Raw genomic sequence first — 23,048 nt, 5'->3', positions numbered from 1 at the left:
TTACAATGCTGTTAGGAGAGGGGAATTGTTATTGCGTTCGATCACCAGTAACGAGATATCATCACTAAATGCAGAACGCCCATTCTGAATATCACTTTGATGTTCATCTTCTTGTACCGGATGCCAGTATTTCAATGCCTGCTGTACTTGCCCAAAAACAGTTTGCACACAATCACGTTGACTTGCGGCCAGTAAGTCTTGTAATCGTCGTTCTCCAAATAGCTCTTGCTCAGGATTTTCACACTCAACAATGCCATCGGTGAATAAATAGAGCCTATCACCCGAAGCAAGAGTGAACGCAGTGTCCTGATAGTCCATCGAATCAATAAGTCCAACCGGTGCACCACCGTCACCAATAGGGGTAATCTGACCTGAACTACTGACAATAAAGGGGGTCGGATGCCCAGCTTGGCAAAGCACCCCACCCGCTGTTTGAACATCAATAACGCCATAAATAAGAGTGAAATAGCTGGCGATATCATCATTTTCTATACAGAAACGGCGATTAAGTTCGCTCACAACTTTGTGTGGCGGGGTAATTAGATAACCAGAGGGAGTATCTGCCAGTGAAATCAGTAAGTTATCTACCGTGCGCCCATTAAGAAATTGGCGTGCAACTGACAGTGACAGCATCGCTGCGGCCACGCCATGCCCTGCAACATCAATACTATAAAAACCAATGTGTTGATTTCCCAGTTGGAAAAAACTTAACAAGTCACCCGAAACATACGCGGAGGGTATAAACATCCATTCGGCTTGAAAACCACTCACCATTAGTTTTTCTGCTGGCAAAACACTACGTTGCAATTTTGCCGCAGCTTGCAAGTCATCTTCTATTTGTTGGTAGGCTTGGGACAGTTTCTGATTACGGGCATCGAGGGTTGCCTCTAGCATTAATATCCGTTCACCTGCATGTAATCGGGCGCGTAGCTCACTTTGATTTATCGGCTTTGACAGAAAATCATCGGCGCCCGCATCTAATCCTGCGATCAAATCCTCGATGGATTGCCGCACGGTTATCAATACTAAGTAAATATACCTATCGGAATAATGTTTACGGATAGTAGTACAGAGTTTCAACCCATCCATAACTGGCATTTCCCAGTCACTGATCACCATATTGATGGCATTATTATCAAGGATAGCCAAAGCATCTTGGCCATTTTCTGCTTCAAAAACAGTAAATTGCCAATTTTTTAGTAGATTAACCAATAAAAAGCGATAACTTGCTGAATCATCAACAACAAGAATAGATGTCACACCAGTAGCGGAAGGATGTGGTTGCATAAGTTACCCAAGAGCTTCGTGTAAACATAATTTATCAAACATCATCGTCAATAGAGGATGCTCAACGTCCCTGAACCTTTCATACCCACCAAAACATTATTCTCACTTAACTATTAATCGCGTAATTAAGCGTAGCACAGATTCTTACACCTTCAATTTATAGGGGTAATGTCCAACTGAGATTTATTGTCCCACTACGAAAATTAGCATTTGCATTCTGCCGCCACGGGTAGCGAGTCCCGGTGTAATTGCCATAAAAAAGCGACCAGGACCCCGGAGCGTAGCCAGACGTATAACCAAAACTATAGGTATAATCATAATTCCAAGGTTGCTGCTGGTTCTTGTCAGGGTAATAAAACGCGGACAAACGCAAAAAATAGTGCTGTTGTAAGGTATAGCCACAACTCCCTAAAAAACTGTTCTTATTTTCTTTGATAGTTGATGAAGCATCAGAGTAATAACGAGGCACATAGCTATAGCCAATTTGACAAATCAGTGAGTCATCTTTGTTAATCAATAATGCTGACTCCACCGTCTTGGGTAAGGTAAACTTATAGCCCAAAGTCCAAGAGCCTTGTTCAAACCGTGTTCTTTGGGCACCTGTCGCAGGGAAAAAACTATTATTATCGTTGTAATTACCATAAACCAAACTAAAAGTACCCGGATGCCAATCGTCATAACCAAAACTATAAACAAAGTCGGTACTGTATTTACTGGTATTTTGTAATGGAACCCGAACCGTCATATTGGCAAAAAGATAACTTATTGGGGAATACTGCACACTAAAAAGCCCCCGCTGATTTAGTTTATATACTTCCTCCGAGCTATATTTCCCTGTAGGTACATTAACCATCTTTTTTTTAAGTGGTGAACTATAGGTTAATGCCGTTGAAAATGTGTTCTCATCACCAGAAAAAAGGCGTGACCAAGGGCTGGTAAATAATTTAACAGCTGGTGGATTAGTCGTTTCACTCGCAGTCACCAGTGGGCAGAAAAAGAGTCCACTAAGTAATACCGTGAGTGATTTGTAATGTTTCACTTAAGGTTGTCCTCCCCCCAAATATCCTTGCTGTATCCACGAATAGTTCTGTCGCTGGAAAACTCTCCCATACCACTTATCGTATTTAATGCTCGCTTGTGCCAACTGTAAGTATCGCTATAATCGGTCAATGCTTGATATTGTGCGTAACAATAACTATCAAAATCAGCCAAATGGAAATAGTGGTCACCGTGACTCACTAGCATATGGAATATCGGTGAAAACAGGCTCTTATCGGCATGAAAAGTACCTGAAATAAGTGAATCAACAGTCTCTTTAAGTTCTGTATTAGATAAATACTCATCATATGATGACCGTCCTTTAGCTCTTTGCTCAGCAATTTGCTCCGCAGATAAACCAAAAACATAGAAATTCTCATGACCCACAGCGTCTCTAATTTCAATATTAGCGCCATCTAGCGTTCCGATAGTTAAAGCACCATTCATCGCCAGCTTCATATTGCTGGTACCCGATGCTTCAGTACCCGCAGTAGATATCTGCTCTGATAAGTCAGCGGCTGGAATAATATTTTCCGCGAGCGAAACTTTATAGTCTTCTAAAAAAACCACTTTTAGTTGCTCATTGACTCTAGGATCATTGTTCACTTTAAGAGCAACTTGATTAATCAACTGGATGATCAATTTGGCCATGGCATAACCCGGAGCAGCTTTGCCCGAGAATATATGGACTTTCGGCGAAACAGTTCCTCTTCCATTCAGTATTTTCTGGTAAAGGTTTATCACATAGAGGATGTTGAGTAATTGCCGTTTATACTCATGAATTCGTTTGATCTGACAGTCGAACATAGCTTCGGGATTGATAATTATCCCTTGCTGACGCGTAATTATCTGACTTAATTTTAATTTATTAAATTTTTTAATTTCAGCCAGTTCAGCAATAATGTCACGTTCGTTCGCTAACGATTTAAGTTTAGTCAACAGAGTCAGATCGGTAACCCATTCATGGCCTAAGTGACAATCCAGAAATGTCGATAACCGGGGATTAGCCTGCTGAATCCAGCGACGAGGTGTAACACCGTTGGTTTGATTAGTGAACTTCTCTGGCATTAAATGATAAAAATCGGGTACAAGATTCGATTTAATTAATTCCGAATGAAGTTTAGCCACTCCATTCACTTTGTGACTACCAATAATAGCAAGATAGGCCATGCGAACTTTCTTTTCAGGCGTCTCTTCAATCAAAGACATTGATGCTAATAAATCTGCACGTTCAGGACGCCATCTATGTATTTCCAGTAAGAAACGGCGGTTGATTTCATAGATAATTTGTAGATGTCGAGGCAGCAACAACTCGAATAAATTAACTGACCACTTCTCTAACGCCTCTGGCATTAAAGTATGATTGGTGTAGGCGCAAACCCGTTGTGTCAAATCCCAAGCGATATCCCAATCAACAGTATGTTCATCTACCAATATTCTCATTAGCTCAACAATAGCCAGGGCTGGGTGGGTATCATTAAGTTGAATGGCTACAAAATCCGGCAACTGGTTAATATCACTGGAAAGTAAGAAGAAATCATGCATGACATCACGTAATGTACAAGCCACCAGAAAATACTCTTGTGTTAAGCGTAATTCCTTCCCTGCCAACACTTCATCGGAGGGATAAAGCACTTTAGAGATATTTTCCGATGCTATTTTTTGATTAACAGCATTCAGATAATCACCATGATTAAAGATATGAATATCAAATGAATCTGAAGCGCAAGCACTATATAAACGCAATGAGTTTACGGTATGATTAATATAACCTGAGACCAGATAGTCATGAGGCACACCAATAATTATTTTCCAATCCATCCACATTGGATTGTAATTTCCTTGCTGGTCCTCTATTTCGACTATGCGCCCATACAGCGGAATTATCATTGCCTGACTTTGATGTTCTATTAGCCAGGGTGAGTGTGCAGAGTGCCAATCATCAGGCTTCTCTATTTGTTGTCCATCCTGAATTTGTTGGTGAAACAAGCCATATTCGTATTTTATACCATGACCAGAGCCAGCAATATCCAAGGTTGCCATTGAATCAATGAAACATGCAGCCAGGCGCCCCAACCCTCCATTACCTAATGCTGCATCTTCTTCACTTTTTACAATAACTTCAAAATCTACCCCAAGAGATTCCAATGCGGCTTTAGCTATCTCCATCATCCCTTGATTTATTAAGTTATTCCGCAGAGATTGACCAATTAAAAACTCCATAGAAATATAATAGATACGTTTTTTTCTTGCCTGATGATGTCGTTCCCGGGTGTTAAAATAATCATCAGTTTGGTTACGTCGTACGACCAGTGCTAATGCACTAAAAATGTCACTGGATGATGCTGTTGATAGTATCACTCCGAGAGAATATTTCAGTTCATAAAGTATGCTATTACGTAGCTTACTGATCTGATTCTTATCTGAAGTCGATGGAGTATTTTTCATTTCTAGCCTATTTATAAGATTGAGTCGAAAAAATACAAATCAGTTAGGAATGAATCTCCTACCGACATCATATTTTGCTAATAGCCATAACATCATTAAGGCACAGAGATGAACCAATGTATTTAGCAACCATACCCTATGCCATAAACCAAAATCAACTACCTGACTAACCAATAAGACCACATACACGTGGATAATAAAAACATACAAAGAATGTTGGCCTAATGTTATTAAAAACCAACCACATATCTTATTTATTGGTTTCCAAAAATAACTCAACACCAAATAACACGTTGTTAGCAGACTAAAATCATTAATAATACGCAGTGGACCTAGTGCATTCTTTTCAGCAAAGTTCAGATAGAACCAATTGAAATTTTTTGCATTTATGATATGGAGCATCGTGTTATAGGGCATAAATGGATTGGTATGATTCTGTGCAATAAACATCATTACTAATGTAAATAATACCACAACTGACAAACTCCAGAATCCAGCCTGAGTATGGGCTAAAGAAAGCAACTCTTCTTTGTACCAACCAATTGTCATTCCCAAGACATAAATAAATTGCCAAGCCAAAAATGGAAAAGCAAACTCAAACTCCGCTGATGTAACTCGTATCCCGGTAATATGGTAGGTGATATATAACGCCAAAGATAACAGCAGCAATACACCAACCCATCGGCGTTGCAATAAATAGATAAAAATAGGACTGGCCAACAGCAGATAGAAATACAGCCCCAAAATCTGGCTCTGATGAGGCCCGATCTGTAAGTAGAGCACCATGTTAAACCAAGATTCTTTTAGCTGGTCGTAAACTGGATATAACGTATAACTTACGTTTGAAAAGCGATCGGTAAAATGGGTTACTTCGAAAGTATTTATGAACGTCAGTTTAGTTAGAAGTAAAATACTAAGGATGATCACTATATTAACTACATATATTTTTGCTGCTCGTCGATATAGTGCATAGCTTATAGTTAGCAGAACTTCTTTTTTTAAACGCTGGCGATTGATTACACCCAACATAAATCCCGAGAGAATAACAAACCCTTCAGCGCCGGTTGTCAGGCCAAAACGCTCCCAAGTAAAGATATTCAATAGCGACATCACTTCAATGTGGGCTACAACCATCATCACCAGAGCAATGCCCCGCAGCAGATCAATCCTTAAATCACGCTTATCTGATGATATATAACGAAACGATTTTACCCAAGCAAGTATTGTCCTACATTTATCTTCAAGTACAGAAAATGCGTGAATCATCCAATCACCCGCAAAAATTACCTGCCAATAAAAAGGGGTAGCATTTATTTATCAGCCTAACCCTATTTCCCGTTGAAAACATTAACGCCCTTTAACTGTAGAGCAATCCGGCAATTATGGTTAATAATCAGAATAATTTATGCGTAATGGGATACCTAAAAGATAACCCCTTAAATGGGTGCCACTTTCGAAGATTATCCAGCACCTTCTTCTTTAAGCTGTCGCACTCACCTTCAGGCTAAGTTATTTGCCGCAGGAGCGAACCAAATTCTACCGTCGTGAAGAACTATCTTTTAGTTGTAGCCAGGAGTCATGTCTTTATTGGGTGCCTGGTAAAAGAGACTCAATGGACCCGCTATTTAGCGTATTCATGAATGCTGCTCATAGTGCTTATCCTACTACCTGCCATTATCTCTTTGCATAAATCCGTTAACATGCGTTCATCTCTTAATATTCAGATAGATGATCATGACCAACCCACAGACACGCTCGCAACTAGCTGCCGGAAAAACCAGCGGCCTTACACTTGTTTTAATTCTCAGTGCGTTAATGGCTATCACATCCTTATCAACCGATATCTATTTACCTGCCATGCCAGTCATGGCAATAGATTTGCAGGGCGATGTGGAATTGACTATCACCGGCTTTTTAATCGGCTTTTGTCTTGCCCAACTGATTTGGGGGCCAATTAGTGACCACTTTGGTCGACGCCTGCCACTGTTTATTGGCATGATATTGTTCGTTATAGGCTCTGTGGGCTGCGCATTATCGACTGATATTGTGCAAATCGTTTTCTGGCGTGTCTTTCAGGCTTTGGGAGCATGTACAGGCCCCATGCTGGCACGGGCAATGATACGCGATCTGTTTAGTCGTACTCGTGCAGCACAGATGCTTTCTACCCTGATGATCATTATGGCTATTGCGCCCATTGCCGGGCCACTGGTCGGCGGACAAATGATTAGAATCACCTCCTGGTACGCCATTTTCTGGTTGCTGGCGATTATCGGTGCATTGATGCTGGTTTCTCTATTCTGGCTTGCAGAAACCTTACCTACAGAAAAACGGGTTAAAGCATCTTTGTCCGGCGCTTTTGGTAACTATTTCATACTGTTGAAGAACACCAGGTTTATGCGCTTCACGCTATGCCTGACATTCTACTACGTCGCGGCCTATGCGTTTATTACGGGATCCCCCTTCGTTTACATCACTTATTTCGGCGTTGACCCGCAGCATTACGGCTGGCTGTTCGCTGTAAATATCGTCGGATTAATGGCAGTTAGCATGGTTAACCGGCATCTGGTGCATCGTTATCCGCTTGAGTCTTTGCTTAGGTTTGCCGTATTCATCGCCACTCTCGCCGCAGTGGTACTTGCCATTGCGACCGGACTGGGATTCGGTGGGATTAGCCTGATTATGGGCGCGGTATTTGTTTTCTTTTCCATGAACGGAATTATTGCTGCAACCTCAACGGCCTGCGCATTGGATGCCGTGCCGAACGTCGCGGGTTCGGCTTCGGCACTGATGGGATCGCTGCAATACGGGAGCGGAATTATTTCTTCACTTTTACTGGCCCTGCTTAGCGATGGTACACCTTGGACAATGGGTTGGATTATTGCAGTATTTACGGTGGCCAGCGCTGTGATGGCGCTGACTACAAAAGCAACAAAAACGGGCGATTCGACTGCGACATAACCCAATAAACTGCTACCAGCTCACCCGCACGCCAACCGTGCCGCCGACAGCATAGTTATCTCCAACATGACGGGTTGCCGTCAGCAAACTCACATTACCATATAATGCATAACGGCCATTCTGCCACTCATGAGTAGCACCTGCTCCGATCCCCACTGACTGACGTTCATCGCGGGTGCTGAAATCGACGCCAGAATTGGCCCCAGACACTCTGACTTTGCTACCATCAAGAAACTCGTTGTATAAATCCAGATTACTGTACAGATGTGAACGGCTGATAGTTCCGTCTTTGGCGCGCCACGATACCTCTTTATCTAATGCGACACCGATTCTTCCACGCAGGCTGTCAGCGTCTTCAAGCGACACATTACTGCCATACGGATCACTGAAAGGATCAAAATCCACCCGAGAATAGGTTAGTTGCATCTGCGGCGTCAGTGATAATCCATTACCCAACGAGTAACGTTTACCTGTCTCAACCGAAGAAGCATAGCCTCTGCCATTATTGCCATTGGCCACTGAATGCCCTTCAGTGCTGGAGTTCAGATCACTGTCAAACCACATGGTCTGTAGCTGCCCATCGACATACACCCCGTTATTGCCATACCAAGTGAGAGTGGCACCTACACCATAACCAGAGGAATCAATCGAGCCGTAGCCAAAGTAGGAACTGATATCCGCTTTGGCTTTACCGTAAGAGAAGTTTACCCCGCCAGTCAACAATGCGCCGTCGTTACCCTGATGTAATGGCACATCAATGCCAGTCTGCAACTTCCATATATCAATGTCACGACTCGAACTGCTGGTAGAACGGGCAGGATCAGTGACCTGACGGCTACCTTCGATACGCCCCCAAGCCCATTGGTTATCGTCAAGGCTGTTTGGCATTTGTTTCGACAGTGCTTCTTGTGACCAGTAACGATTACCGACGCGCTGTTGTAGCGTAGGTAATGTATTAAGGGCTGCCAGCACCTGCGGATATTGTTCATACAATGGAGCACCCGGCTGATAGCGAGTTTCCCCTTCAGTTCCTGTTGGTGTCAGTTCTGAAGAGAGATACCAGTTACGACCGGCAACAGTGGCGTCACCACTGGCTTGCAAGGTATAAGCATAAGCTCCGCCAATAACCGCTTGTTGCCCTTCAGGGGTAATATAATCTCCGGCCAGCAAGAAAGAACCATCAGGAGCCAGTCCCCCCACGTCAATAATACTGATACCATTGATGGTCTGCCCGCCAAGGCCACCTAAATTAGTAACTCTGACAGAAGTATTACCGCTCGCGTTACCGGTTATTATCAACTTGTCCGTTGCTGAGCTGTCATCGCCCAGTACTGTTTCGATATGTAATTCACCGTTATTACCAGTGTAGTTACCATTAACTGTAAAGGTTCCGATCGAATTACCTGGAGAAAGTATTCCGCCGTTGACAGTATTTCCCACTCGCCCATGGCCTTCGAGCATACCGCCGGCGAGGATAGATGCTGTACCGCCAGACATATCGCCATTTACGCTAATAATACCGTTGTCACTGACTTGAAGGGTGCCGGTGAAATCACCGTGGTCACTGTTGAACAATGTTCTGCCGTTCAATGAGTCAATCAGGATATTGCCCACCAGACCTGTGCCTGAACCCACAGCGTTATTCGCACCGCCGTTAAGCGAACTGTCGAGGACATAATCTGTTGCATTGTGGTTAAGAATAATGCTGCCGGAACCCTGACCCACAGTAATTTGCTGTCCAACCAGCGTCCCGGGGGCAGTCAACGCACTGCCGCCAATAATAAAAGTACCACTACTGCCCGTGTTCATTCCTAGTGTCGTATTATTGGCATTGACCGTGCCACTGTCAGCAACGATTAACGTGCCAGTCCCTCCCCCGCCAATAACAAGGCCATTTAGGGTGTTCCAGATGGAACCCGCACCGTTTACCTCCACAGTGCCCGTCGCTGATGCATTGAGGCCAATATTACTGGTTGAACTGCTCGTTACCAAACCACCTTCACGGATAAGCAGGCTGCCGTTACCTGTATGCCCAACGTAGAGGAAGCTGGAGTTATCCCAGCGAGAACCGTTGCCCGTCACAACCACTCGCCCTTCTGAACCAGTAGCCTGAGCGATAAAACCACTGAAGTTACTTACCTCACCCGTTGCCCCACCACTAATACCGATATTTAAAGTACCATTAATGAGTAAATTCAGCGCCGTTGCTGCCTACATCACCGGGAACGGTCACCGTTTCCCCGTCATTAATATTATCAAGAGCCAGCGCACTCATTGATATCGGAATAAGAAATGAGATGATCAATTTACCAAGGCGGCGAGTAACATTGCCAGTAAGACTGGAGGTTCTCGTGATACGCGACAACCGGAATTTAACAGTCATAACATATACCCTCTGCGTTGCCATCCCAAAAAAATGCCTGTATTTGAGTTGGAATACTAAAAAGAACTTTTTTTAGAACCAAGTCGCACACAAAATTTGAGTTCCCTTTATATGGCGGCCTGATTTTTGAGCCAGTGACAATGGTTGAGAAAAAGGGATATAGATCATCGCTTCCAGTCTCTACTTGAATAGGTATCACTGATAAAGCATTAAGGGGGACAGTAGACATGGTTACACCAGATGAATTAAGTAAGTTTAGTCTCTATAAGATAGTTACAAGCCCATACTTCAACCATTACACCATAAATTATAATATAACAAATAACTAACAAGATAATTGGTATCAAAGCACGGGATAGATAATATTGTGCTGGTATGCGAATTGAATAGGTAACATCTGGTATGGTGTGGGAATTCTCCTACGTCATGCCAGATTGAATGTAGTATACCGTAGGGTACAGCGCTGAGGTGGTTGAGGGCCAACGGGATTAAACCAACGCTAAGCCACGCCCCAGATTACCCACATTAGCTTTACCACTAATTTATTTGTTGATCCATAAATCCCAAATAGGCAAAACGAAGATCATCGATTAAGTGCTTCGCCAATGGCGTCAACGTCTGTTGCTGCCGATAAATTAAACTATAGTGCCCATCAGGTAGTTTTTCTTTGATAGGGATAATGGAGACAATTTTTTTCAGGTGAGGCACTGCCAGCATAGTTTTTGGCCCGACAAACAGGTAGTCCTCATTTAATACCAACTGTTCCGCAATAGCCGCAGAATCGCCAAAAATCACCGAACAGGTTGATTCTTTGCCATAGGGGAAAATTAACGCTTCCATATTACTGAAATACCCTGTGCTGGCCGTAGGTAAATACCATTTCGCCGCCCGTAAATCGCGTAATGACATGCTATTAATTAACGGATGTCCTTTACGAGCAATAACACCGAATTCAGCAATAGCTAAATGTTCATCATTAAATTCATGCAGAGAAATATCGGGAGAGATAACGCCAATAAAGAAATCCATGCGGCCAAGGCGTAAAGAGGGCAGTAATTCTGACAGTTGTCCCTCAATCACGGTCAGTCTGGCGGTCGGGTAACGCTCCTGAAATTTCTTAACCACAGTAGGAACAATGCCAAATGCAGGTAAGTGGGAGCAACCGAAGGTCACTGACCCATGAGATGATCGTTCAATCTGCCTTAATTCATCAATTGCTCGTTCCAGTTCATTAAGAATCATATTCATTCTAGGCTCAAATATCCTCCCCATCTCGGTTAAAACCGCACCTCGTGCCCCTCTGACCAACAGTGAAACACCTAATATTTTTTCTAATTCCTGAATGCTGCGCGTCATCGCTGGCTGGGTTTGGTGCGAAGCCTGAGAGGCAGCTCGTATGCTGCCAAATTGTATAATTGCTTTGAGGTTTTTAAGTTGATTAATCTTCGGCAGTTCTCTCATCATATACCTGCTGTTTCTATTAGATTTATTCATATAACTGTGAAAATTAAATGCAGCACTCATCTATGTAAACATAGCCCATCCTACAAAATATCGTGATAAAATAAATTATATCGTGGCCCCTATTTTTTCAATAACACATTGATTTTATGCCCAAAAAACATTCTGCTCGATAAATTTAACCCGGCAGAAATTTTCTTTTCCGTTATTCCTGAATAATATTGACTCTCTTTTAGTCAATAACGCCTTGAGTGATTGGCAGATCATTCGTGTTTTGTTTAGTTAGCGCCAAAGTTCAGAGTATTTTCAATAGAAACATCATGAGTTACAGCACCGGTAGAATAGCGGATACCAAAGCAGTCTCCACACTTCACTTGTCTTAGAATGAGACTTCACACTATTTAGAGGTTAGCGACATGCGTCACTTCTTTAATTTTGAATATAACTCCAACAGATTATTTACCTGAAATTTATTGAGAATATTGGCTCGATGTGCACTGATAGTCTTAGGGCTAATACTCAGTATACGGGCAATATTAATATTAGAGTACCCTGACAGAAGGTACTGGCAAACTTGGCTTTCTCTTTGGGTAAGAACAGGTTGTTGCATTTTATCTGGCATTAGAGCTGATTCTTTCTTCTTAAATATTACATTACAGCTATTCAATAGTGGATAGAATACGCTTTCCAACTGTGCCTGCGTGGCAGTTTTACTGAATACGAGTGAAGCTATATATCTTACTGCGACCACGTACTTTGACTCTTCAGATTCTTTAGTGAAAATAAAAATACGCTCACTTTTTGTTGTTTGTTTAATTAATTTTAAAAGACGAAACTGATCAAACCTAGAAACATTATCAGTATCAAAAAAGATGATGGGTTGGTCAATGGTTTGTATTGCATTTTCAATTTCGGGTAAAGAGTGACATAGCGTAATATCTGGTTTTTCTTTTTTGGGGTGCATTCCAGTAACTTTATCAACAACAGTTTTCAAGAAAAACATAATGATATCATAATGACTGAAGATAATAACATTAATCATAATAAACCCTACGGTATTAACATGCAGTATTGAAGCAGTCATTATTAATTAACATAATTACTTCGTGAGCAATAACGTTATATAATGAACAATAATCTTTGAAGGAAGAACAAGATTTTTCGTTAGTGTAATATGTCATAATGAGTTAAGTACATTTATTATGGCGTAGGTACTATAGAGAAAAATGACGCCTTCTGGAAGTAAGTTAAATTTTAACGTGATGCTAAAAATGCATAACTGATAAAGGAATGCCAGTCCTGTTTGGGAGCAGCACCATTTCTTCCCCCTTTCAGTTTTTACGAGATGCATGAATCAGCACCGATGAACGCACTACCGGAGGATATCATTCATGCTGTCGAGCACCTCAATATGCAAAATGACGGTGTGATCCGCTCGTTGATGGCATTACGGCAGTTACCAATGAATATCAGTGATCTGTTCACTATTGATTAACACGCCTTGGTATTAGCAACATCCGCTCTTGGTATGAGCAGAAATTTAGACCTCTTTGAACACAGTTCCTTTAGGATAGACTCTTCGATGCTCGCTCTAACTACACTTCCTTTTAAGGGAAAACCATAGTAACGATCACCACATGCTGAGGATCACTCAAACCAGATTTATGTAACCCGCAGTTATTGGTGGTCATGCTGGTGGTGTTGACATAAAGGGAATTCAGGTTTGGCTTATTTATTAGCCAGTTACAGTATCCACCTCTGCACTGATGTAATGGTACTGGCTGATGGCAGGTAACTCCTAACTTCATCACAATATTGCGGTAACCCGTGTTACAGAGCTCAAAACCCAATATTCATAATTTCAGCTGCACACAAAAGATAATAACAGTGCTGAACTAGATTAATTCACCCCAGTTTAAACTTATAATTAAAAACATTTCTTTTCATTCTCATCTTATTAAGATTATCAATTACACATCTAACAATGATTCAGTTTTATTTAACTATCACACACTAAACGCATTGAGCATTGTATCCGTAACCTGAAATAAGAATAGATATAAAACTGTGGCTGAGATAATTGCAACGGAAAAATAGCAGCAAGTTACCCTCTCAGTTACTATGGTTAACTCAACCGCTATCAATATAAAGATAACGCCCCAATAAATCCGAAACACCACGCCACCAAAGCCATAATCACAACCATAACAAATTGAAAAATAACAAGTAAAACTTAAAAAACAAACGTCTTACATTTACAACAAGTCGCACTGCACTTAATAAATCAATTAAATCAATTAAATCAATTTAGGGAAATTTCCTACAACACCCCTATCGCCCTCCTATATTCGTAATTAAGGGGGTGAGTTATATTGTGCTGATTAAAAGGTCAACCTTGTTAATTTAACATTTTAAACAATCCTACTCAGTTCTAAACCAACACCCTTGTGGATAGACCAGATTATCAGGTCTACGCATCTAATTAGAGTAATACAATGAATAAAGTATTTAAAGTCATTTGGAATAGTGCCTTAGGCCGCTATGACGTTGCATCTGAAATCTCTAAATCAGGAAAAAAAACTAAGTCACTTTGCTCAGGAACTGTCGATACAACTTTAGGTTTAACGACCCCTTCTCGCCTGAGCCAGATTGCCATCACCTTGATGTTTACATTAGGGGCGAGCTCTGCTTTTGCTGCGGATGTAAGTGTTCCCGGATTTACACCTGAAGTTGATTTTACGCAGACGTTTAGTGGAGCCAACAATACTTTATCGGGGAGCTTTAGCAGCATTACTCGCGGAGCCAATGGTTTTACAAACATGAAGTTAGGGGATATTCCGACAGATAAATTCCTTAATGGTGCTGAGAATCTGCTCAGTAAAAATATTTTCAACTTGGGTTCAATGGTAACTGAAACCTTCCTTGACCCGAAAGGCACTGGCGCATTAATTACCATTAATGTGTATAACAACGACAAAATGTCAATTAAACCACTTGCTGATTTTTCGGTACCGGTTTCTCATGCGGTCGGTGAAAATGGTCAGTATGTGAATCGCAACCTATTCCATGTGCTGGATGGTAGCGACCTAAGTGTGAATGTTGGTAGCACTGCCGCAGGCTGGGTTAATGACAGCGATAACTATTTTAACGCCATTCTTAAAGGCAGCCTGAAAAGTGAAGCTGCAACAACGACCTCTTCAGGATTCTATGTTGAATCTACTACATCGGCCCAGAATACAGTCTTAAATTATAACGCTAAGACAGTGGTCAACTTGGGTAATAACAGTAATAACCTTCGTGACCGCGACACCGCAGTGGCGAATGCTGTACTTGATGACTTTACCGGCGCATTCACCAGCCCTTATCTAGGGGCCCAAAATGTTCAAAATTTTGCAGATTTCCAAAAATATAACCAAGACCTGATCGATGCTATTAAGAGTGGTGCTATTACACTGAGCAGTACCGCCTATCAGACAGAACTGGCGAGAGCCTATATCACTAATGGCAGCAATAGCTCACCTAAAGTTACCCCGATCTATCTTGATATGGGGATTGATGCTAATGATGCTGTAAACCATTTCGTTGATTCTGATCGTGTTGCCTTTATTCATGGTGAAGGTCAGCATGCCATAGTGAACATTGGTGCTGATGCCAATATTCAGGCTTATAACACCGATATTTCAGTGGTGCGTCTGGAAGACGGTGCAACATTGAATAATGCTGGGACACTAGGTTCAGCCGCAGGCACTGTTCGTGGCACCAATATTATTTTTGCCACTGATAGTACGGTAGTTATTGAATCTACAGGTGTTTTGGATGCAGGGACTAACCCTGACATGCTGGATTTCAAACCCACCCCGACCTCCACATTACCGCTATATGTTGCCAACGGCAGCCATACCGCTATTTTGGCTAATGGAACTTCGTCAGTCACCAACAATGGTGTGATAAATACCGCTTCTCGTGGGGCAAGCGTTTATACTCGCGCAGCGATGATCGATGGCAACTCATCCTTCGTCAATAACGGTGCAATCAACATCGCGGCAACTGTCGATTTAGTCCCTCCGGCAGGATATATGAATGAAGGGGTTAATGTTCAGAAAGGCTCTACCTTTGAAAATAACGGTACTGTCTATGTGGGTCGTCAAGCCCAACGTTCAGCGACTGATATCGTCACTGATCTGGCTATTAAGACCCAGTCTTATGCCGTCAAATTACTACAAGATACCGTTAATCTGAGCAATATCGCCACCTTTACCAATAGTGCGACCGGTAAAATCGTGATTGGTAGCAAAACTGAAAACTCTATTGCTGTTGATGCGCAAGGGGTGAGAACGGCAGTCAATCAGAACGGTACCATCGAGCTAAACGGTGCGGGTGCAACACCTGGAGAAAAATCAGCGCAGAATATTGGTATCTTATCCCGTTACAGCGCCACGAATATCTTCAATAATGGCGACATCGTTATAAATGGTATCAATACCGTCGGTATTAAAGTGCTGACCAACAGCTCAGCCACTAACGCCGGTAACGTTTATGTGAATAACGGGCTTGATGCTGCCACTAATCTGGCGAACTACGGTATTCAGGCGGTTGGTGCAGGCGCGGTAGCTAATCTTTCTGGTCAAGTTTATCTTGCTGGCGATGGGGCTATCGGGGTGGTTGCCGAAGATAAAGGCACCATTAATGTCTCCGGTACCGGTCAGGTTGAGTTTGTCTCCGGCACCAAACAAGTGGGCTACCTGATTTATGGTGCCGGTGCGAGTGTTAATAACACCGCGGTTGGTGCTGAAACCGTTGCAACTGAAGGTTCTACCTTATATCGCGTCGATAAAGGGGCCTCTTTCGCTGGAACGACGGCCTCAACCATGAATGCAACGGGTAAGAACTCATCCCTTATTCAGGTTACGGGTGCTGGCAGTAGCTTTACCTCCGGCGCGTTAGATATGGTCCTGTCTGGCGAGGGCTCTACTGGGGTCAAAGTTGAAGGAGGAGCTACCGGCACCATCACGGCAGATGCCAGTCTGGAATTGAGCGGTGATGGGGCTACTGCCGGTATCGTCGATGGCAACTACTACGGCCTGGATGGTATTGCCACCGGAGCTACCGGAAAATCTGTCTTAACCAGTTCGGCGGTATTGACCACCGGTAACACCGCGTCTGGTGCCTATGGCTATATCGCCCGTAATGGTGGTGAGCTTATCCACAAGGGCTCCATTGATTTTACACAAGCAGGCAGTACTGGCGTGCTGGTAGACGGCGGGATTCTGACCAACCAAAACCTCATCACCGTAAATGGGACTGCGGTCAATATTCAGGGCGCTAACTCTACCGTGAATAACAGCGGTACCGTCAACGCAACCGACGGCACTGCCGCTTATCTGCTGGGTGCGGGTGCGAGCCTGACCTTATCCGGTAACGGTGAAACCAAAGCGGGCGGCACTGCCCATGGCGTACTGCTTGATACCGGTGCCACGGCACTGACCGTGGATGGCGCAACCATTACCATGACCGCGGGCGGCACAGGTAATGCGATTGAAAACAAAGCGGAAATTACCGGCATTCAGTTAAAAAACACCTCGCTGACGGTGGGTAATGGTGCAGGTATTCGTACCGGTGCCTCCATGGCGGCAACCAACTCTGGCACGATCAATGTCAACGGCAGCGGTACCGGTATTCTGTTTGCCAACACGGGCGACACCATCACCGATAATACGCTGGACATGTCCGACTCGGCCGATCTGGTGATTAACGTCAATTCAGCCGCGGGCAAAGGGATTGTCACCAACTCCAGCCAGGATCTGAAAACCGGTGCCAGCGTAAACGTCAATGATGCCGCAGGCGGTGCAGCGCTTATCGTTGGCGGCACCACGGCACAAGTGGAACAATCAGGTAACCTGAAATCTAAGTCACTGAGCAGCCCGGTGGTCGATATTGATAATGGTTTTGTTAACAGCTTCGTCAACAGCGGCACCATTCAAGCCAACAGCGCCACGCAGCAGGCTGTCGTAACCAATACTGGGACGGGTCTGGCCTTTACCAACGCCACGGGTGGCACAATTGTTGGCAAGGTGGATCTGTTAGCGGGCAACAACACCGTGACCCTGATGCAAGGCAGTAAAGGCAATGATTTCACCACCGGCGCGGGTGACGACCTGTTTATTCTGAAAGATCTTACATTAACTGATACAGGTGTGTTCAGCTCACTGAACGGCGGTACCGGCATGGATACCCTGCGCTTTGATAACTCGGCGTATACCCTGAGTAACGCTGCTGCCATCAGTAATATGGATTATATCGATCTGATCAATAACTCGACGCTGACACTGGACAACGTGCTGCTGGCGCTGGGTGACAGTCAGGATGACAATGCCAACACCGGTTTTAATCTGGGTGACGGCAGTCTGTTGCAGGTTAATAACCTGAATGCCGTGAGCTTTAACAGCAAGTTGAACGGCCTCGGCACGATGGCCGTTAATACCGCCGGTAATGCCTTTGATTTTACGGCTAATGCGGCACAGAACGCCTTTAACGGGGTACTGGCATTAGGTCACGCCACTTTTGAACTGGCGGCGGATAACACGGCAGCATTAGTGAATGCCACCCTGAAACTGGGCGCGGACAGTATCACCACCGTCGGTGACGGTGTGCAAACTATCGGTGGGTTGGCCTTTGACGGCGGTACGGTGAAATTTAACACCGGCACTCCGGGTGAGACGGTGGCGAAAAGCACTATCCATACCACCAAAGAGATGAACCTGCTGGGCACCGGGACGGTGGTTGTGGACATCGACAGCGTCGACAACAGCCAGACGCCGGTCAATCCAGTACTGCCCATCATGGAGCAGGATGACGCCAATACCGTGCTACAACTGGCGGTGAGTGATGTGGCCGTGCAAGGCAATGGCGGCAATCTGGTGCTGAAAGACCAGGATGGTAATGTCATTACCGATGCCACCACGGCCGATATTGCACAGAATGGCACCACGGTCGCCAAAGGCACTTACGATTATCGCCTGAGCAGCGGTACGGGTAACGACGGTTTGTATATCGGTTACGGCCTGACCGAAGTTGAACTGCTGGGCAGCGGTGCAGATGCACTGGCGCTGTATGCCACCAATAAAACCGGTCCTGCGGCGGATTTGAGTGCCAAAGTGACGGGCAGTGGTGAGTTGGCGATTGATACCGGTGCAGGAAATACGGTAACACTGTCCAATCTGGATAATGATTACACCGGTTCTACCGATGTACGCAGCGGCACCTTGCAGATGCTGAATAATAATGTGTTGGGGAATACCTCGCTGTTATCACTGGCAGCAGATACTGCCTTTGACATGAGGGGTCACAGCCAAACCGTGGGCGAACTGAACAGTACTGCGGGTTCAACGGTTGATCTCAATGGTGGCAGCTTAACCTTGAGTCAGGGCGGTGTGTCTGAGGGTGAACTGACCGGCAGTGGCGCGCTGACAATTGCCGCCAATGTGCTGACCGTTAAGGGTGCCAATACTGGCCTGAGCGCGGTGACCACCATTGCCAGTGGCGCACAAGCGTTACTGAACAATGCAGCGGGTCTGGGCGATGGCAATATCGTTAACGCCGGTCTGCTGACACTGAAAGGGGCTGCGGGCCAGTTAGCAAATGCTATCAGTGATGCTGGCAGTGTGGTGCTGGAAGATAACAGCGACATCACATTGAGCGGTGATAACCGCCTGTTCAGCGGCCTGTTTGCTATCACGAACGGCAGCCAGTTAACCGCTTCTCAGGCAGAACATCTGGGGACGGCAGCGGTCACTAACGACGGTTCATTGGTGCTCAATAGCGATAATAACTGGTTGTTGGCAAACAGCATTACCGGCAGTGGTAGTCTGACTAAAAACGGTGACGGTACCCTGTCATTGACTCAAACGGCGGCCTATACCGGCCAGACAGATATCAATGCGGGTGGCCTGATGTTAGGCAGCAGCGCTGACCCCATGACGCTGGCAAGCCAGCAGGTGAATATAGCCAGCGGTGCCTTTATGGGCGGTTTTGGTGGCGTAGCGGGAGCGGTTGATAACCAGGGCGTGCTGTTTGTGGGCAACCCAACGGCACCGGTGGTACCGGCGATGGGCCGTCTGGCCTCGGCCAGTAACATCTTTACCGTTGGCACTGACTTAACCAACAGTGGCACAATTTTTATCGGCAATAAAACTAATGATGGTACGGGCACCACGGGGAATCAATTAGTGGTAAACGGCAACTACATTGGCAACAATGGTCTGCTGCATTTCAATACGGCGTTGGGTGCAGATGACTCCGCAACTGACAGCATGATTGTGAACGGTAACACCAGCGGCACCACTAACGTAAGCGTAGATAATGCGGGCGGTACGGGCGCTAAAACCTTAAACGGTATTGAGCTCATTCAGGTGAACGGCCAGTCAGACGGTGAGTTTGTGAACCCTGGCCGTATCGTAGCGGGTGCATATGATTACTCACTGGTACGTGGGGTGGGTTCAAACGCCAGTAACTGGTATTTGACCAGCCTGAGTAATTTGCCGATTGATCCAGAGAACCCGGTTGATCCAGAAAACCCGGCGGGTCCAGGCGAGGAAACTAAACGTCCTGAAGCCGGCAGCTACACCGCGAACCTGGCCGCAGCCAACACTATGTTTGTGACGCGTCTGCACGATCGTTTGGGCGAAACACAGTATATCGACGCCCTGACTGGCGAGCAGAAAGTGACCAGCATGTGGTTGCGTAACGAAGGCGGACATAACCGTTCACGTGACACCAGTGGTCAGTTGAAAACCCAAAGCAACCGCTATGTGATGCAATTGGGTGGCGATATTGCCCAGTGGAGCAACGATGGTCTGGACCGTTTACACCTGGGTGTGATGGCCGGTTACGGTAATAGCAAGAGCGACACCCACGCGAAATCGGGCTATAAGTCGAGTGGTTCGGTTGATGGTTACACCGCCGGGGTGTACAGCACCTGGTATGCCAACGACGAAGACAAGTCGGGCTTGTATGTTGACGGTTGGGCGCAGTACAGCTGGTTTAACAATAGCGTGCAGGGCGACGGTCTGGCGACGGAAGAGTATAAATCGAAAGGGATCACCGCGTCGGTCGAGAGCGGCTACACCTTTAAGATCGGTGAAAATCAGTCTAAGAACGAAACGTACTTTATCCAGCCGAAAGCCCAAATCACCTGGATGGGTGTGAAGGCTGACGAGCACCGTGAAGCAAACGGTACTCAGGTGAGTGGTCAAGGCGACGGTAATATCCAGACGCGTCTGGGGCTGCGTTCTTATATGAAAGGCCACCACGAAAGTGATAATGGCAAGGATCGCGAGTTCCAACCGTTTGTGGAAGCCAACTGGATCCACAACACCAAAGATTTTGGCACCAATATGAACGCCGTTGACGTGAAACAAGCTGGCGCGAAGAATATCGGTGAACTGAAAGTGGGTGTTGAGGGGCAATTGAACAAGCAACTGAATGTCTGGGGTAACGTTGGCCAGCAATTGGGTGACAAAGGTTACAGTGATACCGCAGTGATGTTAGGGGTGAAATACAACTTCTAATCGTTATTAGCTCTCATCAATAACGGTGCTTCGGCACCGTTATTGATCTCCGAACAATTTAATAAAATCTCATTCTGAATAACTAAAAATTGCAGAGTAGATCAGAAGCCGCCATCAATATCAGTCACACCAATCAGCTTATGATTGACAAACTCCTTCAGTCCCAGACCAATCAGCTCGCGGCCATAGCCTGAGCGGCGCACACCGCCAAATGGCAGGTCAGCCTTCACCGCAGTCGGATGGTTGATGTAGACCATGCCGGTAGACATTTGAGCTGCAACCTTGCGGCCCCGTTCGATGTCTTGAGTGAACACCGAACCGCCAAGCCCGAAAGGCGAGTCATTCGCAATCTCGATAGCTTCCGCTTCATCTTTGGCTTTAAAGACCAGCGATACCGGGCCAAAGAATTCCCAGTAATACGCCGGGTTATCCTTAGTCAGGCCGGTGAGCAACACCGGTTGCACGAAGGCGCCCTGCGACGGCACCTCAGCGCCAATCACGGTCAGGGTCGCGCCGTGGCCGACAGCTTCCTTCACCTGTTTACGCACATCGTCGGCCGCACCCTGTGAGGACAGCGGCGCCAGAGTCGTGGCAGGGTCCAGCGGATCGCCGGCCTTGAGCTGGGCAACGCCAGCTGTGTACTTATCAAGGAAAGCGTCGTAGATAGCCTCGACCACGATAATACGCTTGGACGAGCAGCACACCTGGCCGGCATTCCAGTGGCGGCCAAACACCGCCCACTTAGCGGCCTTGTCCAGATCAGCATCTTCCAACACCACAAAGGCGTCAGCACCACCCAGCTCCATCGTCGACTTCTTCAATGCCTTACCGGCCTGTGCTGCAACCACAGCGCCTGCGTCCTCCGAACCCGTTAGCGCAACACCATGTACACGCGGATCGTTAATGATGGTTTCGAGTTGCTCACGGCTAGCGTAGAGGTTTTTGAATCCGCCTACCGGCAGGCCGGCTTCAAGCATCAGCTTCTCAAACACATCGGCAGATTGCGGTACGTTAGACGCATGCTTGAGTATCACGACATTCCCGGCCGCTAACTGCGGCGCGATGATTCGAGCTATCTGGTAGTAGGGAAAATTCCACGGTTCGATAGCCAGGATGATGCCTAGAGGCTCATGCACCAGCCACGCTTCGGTTACCGCAGGGTCTTTAGAATGCAGCTTCTCCGGCGCCAGTTGCTGCTGCGCATTCTCGACGTAGTACTCAAAGATAGCCGCCGATAGTTCGACCTCCGCTTCGGCCTCTCCCAGTAGCTTACCCATCTCCAGTGTCAACAACTTGGCGTATTCGGTATGCTTGGCTCGGAGCAAGTCGGCCGCCTTTTGCAGCACGGCAACACGATCGGCGATTGTGGTATTTTTCCATTGCTTGAATGCCCCATCGCCTTGATCCAGAGCAAGAGCAACATCGGCGGTAGTGGCGTCAGGAAACGTCTTGATCGTTTCGCCGGTGTAGGGATTGGTTGTTGCGTAGGCCATCTTTCGTTCCTTGGTTGCATGCAGGGGCCGTTCGCGAACGAACAGCCTATAAAAGAAAGTCCGACTCAGGATCGTCACCGACTAAAACCAGAGCGTTCCCGGGAGAGGAAACGTCATTCGGACGGCAGTGATATCACTCAACAATTAGATGATGAACGTAATACAAATAAAAAACGGCATCGTAGAAGAGTGTATTCGCTCCATGGCGATTCAGACACTTTTATCCGATTAAAATATGTGACTCTCTTAGCGCTATTTATAAACTGGCTTCAAGCGAAATCATGGGTACTGTTTTTAATGAGCCAGAACAGCATCTCCGTCTGAGCCTGCATAGACCAACACCTATCGCCCCTTCTTGCGCTAAACCAGCACCGCCTCACACAAAGTCCACGCCAAACACTATTGCAGTCGGCT

General features: G+C 45.6%; 11 protein-coding genes and 2 pseudogenes. 3 read left to right on the top strand and 10 right to left on the bottom strand.

Features of this window, described 5'->3' with window-relative positions:
• The 4 genes from Q2T71_RS06810 to opgC form a co-directional block, all read right to left on the bottom strand.
• Positions 1-1,287 (bottom strand): PP2C family protein-serine/threonine phosphatase, encoded by a 1,287-nt coding sequence (locus tag Q2T71_RS06810; RefSeq protein WP_372558526.1) that lies wholly within the window; start codon positions 1,285-1,287, stop codon positions 1-3.
• A 157-nt stretch (positions 1,288-1,444) separates the two neighbouring features.
• On the bottom strand, positions 1,445-2,269 hold the full coding sequence (locus tag Q2T71_RS06805; RefSeq protein WP_372559866.1) for a hypothetical protein: 825 nt from the start codon (positions 2,267-2,269) through the stop codon (positions 1,445-1,447).
• A 53-nt stretch (positions 2,270-2,322) separates the two neighbouring features.
• Positions 2,323-4,773: a glycogen/starch/alpha-glucan phosphorylase gene (locus Q2T71_RS06800; protein ID WP_372558525.1), complete on the bottom strand. Its 2,451-nt coding sequence runs from the start codon at positions 4,771-4,773 to the stop codon at positions 2,323-2,325.
• A gap of 39 nt (positions 4,774-4,812) precedes the next feature.
• The gene (gene opgC / locus Q2T71_RS06795; RefSeq protein ID WP_372558524.1) at positions 4,813-6,039 is read right to left on the bottom strand and encodes an OpgC domain-containing protein; all 1,227 of its coding nucleotides are present in this window, start codon (positions 6,037-6,039) and stop codon (positions 4,813-4,815) included.
• 468 nt (positions 6,040-6,507) lie between these two features.
• Between opgC and Q2T71_RS06790 the strand changes: the two genes are divergently transcribed.
• Positions 6,508-7,731, top strand: a complete 1,224-nt coding sequence (locus Q2T71_RS06790; protein ID WP_372558523.1) for a multidrug effflux MFS transporter — start codon at positions 6,508-6,510, stop codon at positions 7,729-7,731.
• A gap of 12 nt (positions 7,732-7,743) precedes the next feature.
• Here the strand turns inward: Q2T71_RS06790 and Q2T71_RS06785 are convergent.
• The 5 genes and pseudogenes from Q2T71_RS06785 to Q2T71_RS06765 all read right to left on the bottom strand — a co-directional run.
• Positions 7,744-9,279: pseudogene (locus Q2T71_RS06785) on the bottom strand (autotransporter outer membrane beta-barrel domain-containing protein); the annotation flags it as partial.
• 291 nt (positions 9,280-9,570) lie between these two features.
• Positions 9,571-9,849 (bottom strand): annotated as a pseudogene (locus Q2T71_RS06780) (hypothetical protein); the annotation flags it as partial.
• 64 nt (positions 9,850-9,913) lie between these two features.
• A complete protein-coding gene (locus Q2T71_RS06775) occupies positions 9,914-10,114 on the bottom strand; it encodes a hypothetical protein (RefSeq protein WP_372558522.1) in 201 nt (66 codons plus the stop codon).
• 537 nt (positions 10,115-10,651) lie between these two features.
• Positions 10,652-11,575, bottom strand: coding sequence for a LysR substrate-binding domain-containing protein (locus Q2T71_RS06770; protein WP_372559865.1), 924 nt, complete (start codon positions 11,573-11,575; stop codon positions 10,652-10,654).
• Between the two features lie 421 nt (positions 11,576-11,996).
• Entirely contained in the window at positions 11,997-12,617 is a 621-nt protein-coding gene (locus Q2T71_RS06765; RefSeq protein WP_372558521.1) for a LuxR C-terminal-related transcriptional regulator, read from the bottom strand.
• 321 nt (positions 12,618-12,938) lie between these two features.
• Between Q2T71_RS06765 and Q2T71_RS06760 the strand changes: the two genes are divergently transcribed.
• Both Q2T71_RS06760 and Q2T71_RS06755 read left to right on the top strand, forming a co-directional pair.
• Positions 12,939-13,070: a hypothetical protein gene (locus Q2T71_RS06760; protein WP_372558520.1), complete on the top strand. Its 132-nt coding sequence runs from the start codon at positions 12,939-12,941 to the stop codon at positions 13,068-13,070.
• A 1,000-nt stretch (positions 13,071-14,070) separates the two neighbouring features.
• Positions 14,071-21,141, top strand: coding sequence for an autotransporter outer membrane beta-barrel domain-containing protein (locus Q2T71_RS06755; protein ID WP_372558519.1), 7,071 nt, complete (start codon positions 14,071-14,073; stop codon positions 21,139-21,141).
• 101 nt (positions 21,142-21,242) lie between these two features.
• On the opposite strand, the gene Q2T71_RS06750 is transcribed toward Q2T71_RS06755, so the two are convergent.
• Positions 21,243-22,634 (bottom strand): NAD-dependent succinate-semialdehyde dehydrogenase, encoded by a 1,392-nt coding sequence (locus tag Q2T71_RS06750; protein WP_372558518.1) that lies wholly within the window; start codon positions 22,632-22,634, stop codon positions 21,243-21,245.
• Positions 22,635-23,048 lie beyond the last annotated feature (414 nt).

It is taken from the genome of Yersinia sp. 1652 StPb PI (assembly GCF_041538345.1).
Lineage (GTDB): Bacteria > Pseudomonadota > Gammaproteobacteria > Enterobacterales > Enterobacteriaceae > Yersinia > Yersinia enterocolitica_E.
This window is presented reverse-complemented; position numbering and strand designations above follow the sequence as displayed.

Excerpts from the sequence above, each read along its gene's own strand:
- Q2T71_RS06755 (WP_372558519.1), top strand. The coding sequence starts at position 14,071 with ATGAATAAAGTATTTAAAGTCATTTGGAATAGTGCCTTAGGCCGCTAT.
- Q2T71_RS06750 (WP_372558518.1), bottom strand. The coding sequence starts at position 22,634 with ATGGCCTACGCAACAACCAATCCCTACACCGGCGAAACGATCAAGACG.
- Q2T71_RS06765 (WP_372558521.1), bottom strand. The coding sequence starts at position 12,617 with ATGATTAATGTTATTATCTTCAGTCATTATGATATCATTATGTTTTTC.
- Q2T71_RS06800 (WP_372558525.1), bottom strand. The coding sequence starts at position 4,773 with ATGAAAAATACTCCATCGACTTCAGATAAGAATCAGATCAGTAAGCTA.
- Q2T71_RS06770 (WP_372559865.1), bottom strand. The coding sequence starts at position 11,575 with ATGAGAGAACTGCCGAAGATTAATCAACTTAAAAACCTCAAAGCAATT.
- Q2T71_RS06760 (WP_372558520.1), top strand. The coding sequence starts at position 12,939 with ATGAACGCACTACCGGAGGATATCATTCATGCTGTCGAGCACCTCAAT.
- opgC (WP_372558524.1), bottom strand. The coding sequence starts at position 6,039 with ATGATTCACGCATTTTCTGTACTTGAAGATAAATGTAGGACAATACTT.
- Q2T71_RS06810 (WP_372558526.1), bottom strand. The coding sequence starts at position 1,287 with ATGCAACCACATCCTTCCGCTACTGGTGTGACATCTATTCTTGTTGTT.
- Q2T71_RS06790 (WP_372558523.1), top strand. The coding sequence starts at position 6,508 with ATGACCAACCCACAGACACGCTCGCAACTAGCTGCCGGAAAAACCAGC.
- Q2T71_RS06775 (WP_372558522.1), bottom strand. The coding sequence starts at position 10,114 with ATGACTGTTAAATTCCGGTTGTCGCGTATCACGAGAACCTCCAGTCTT.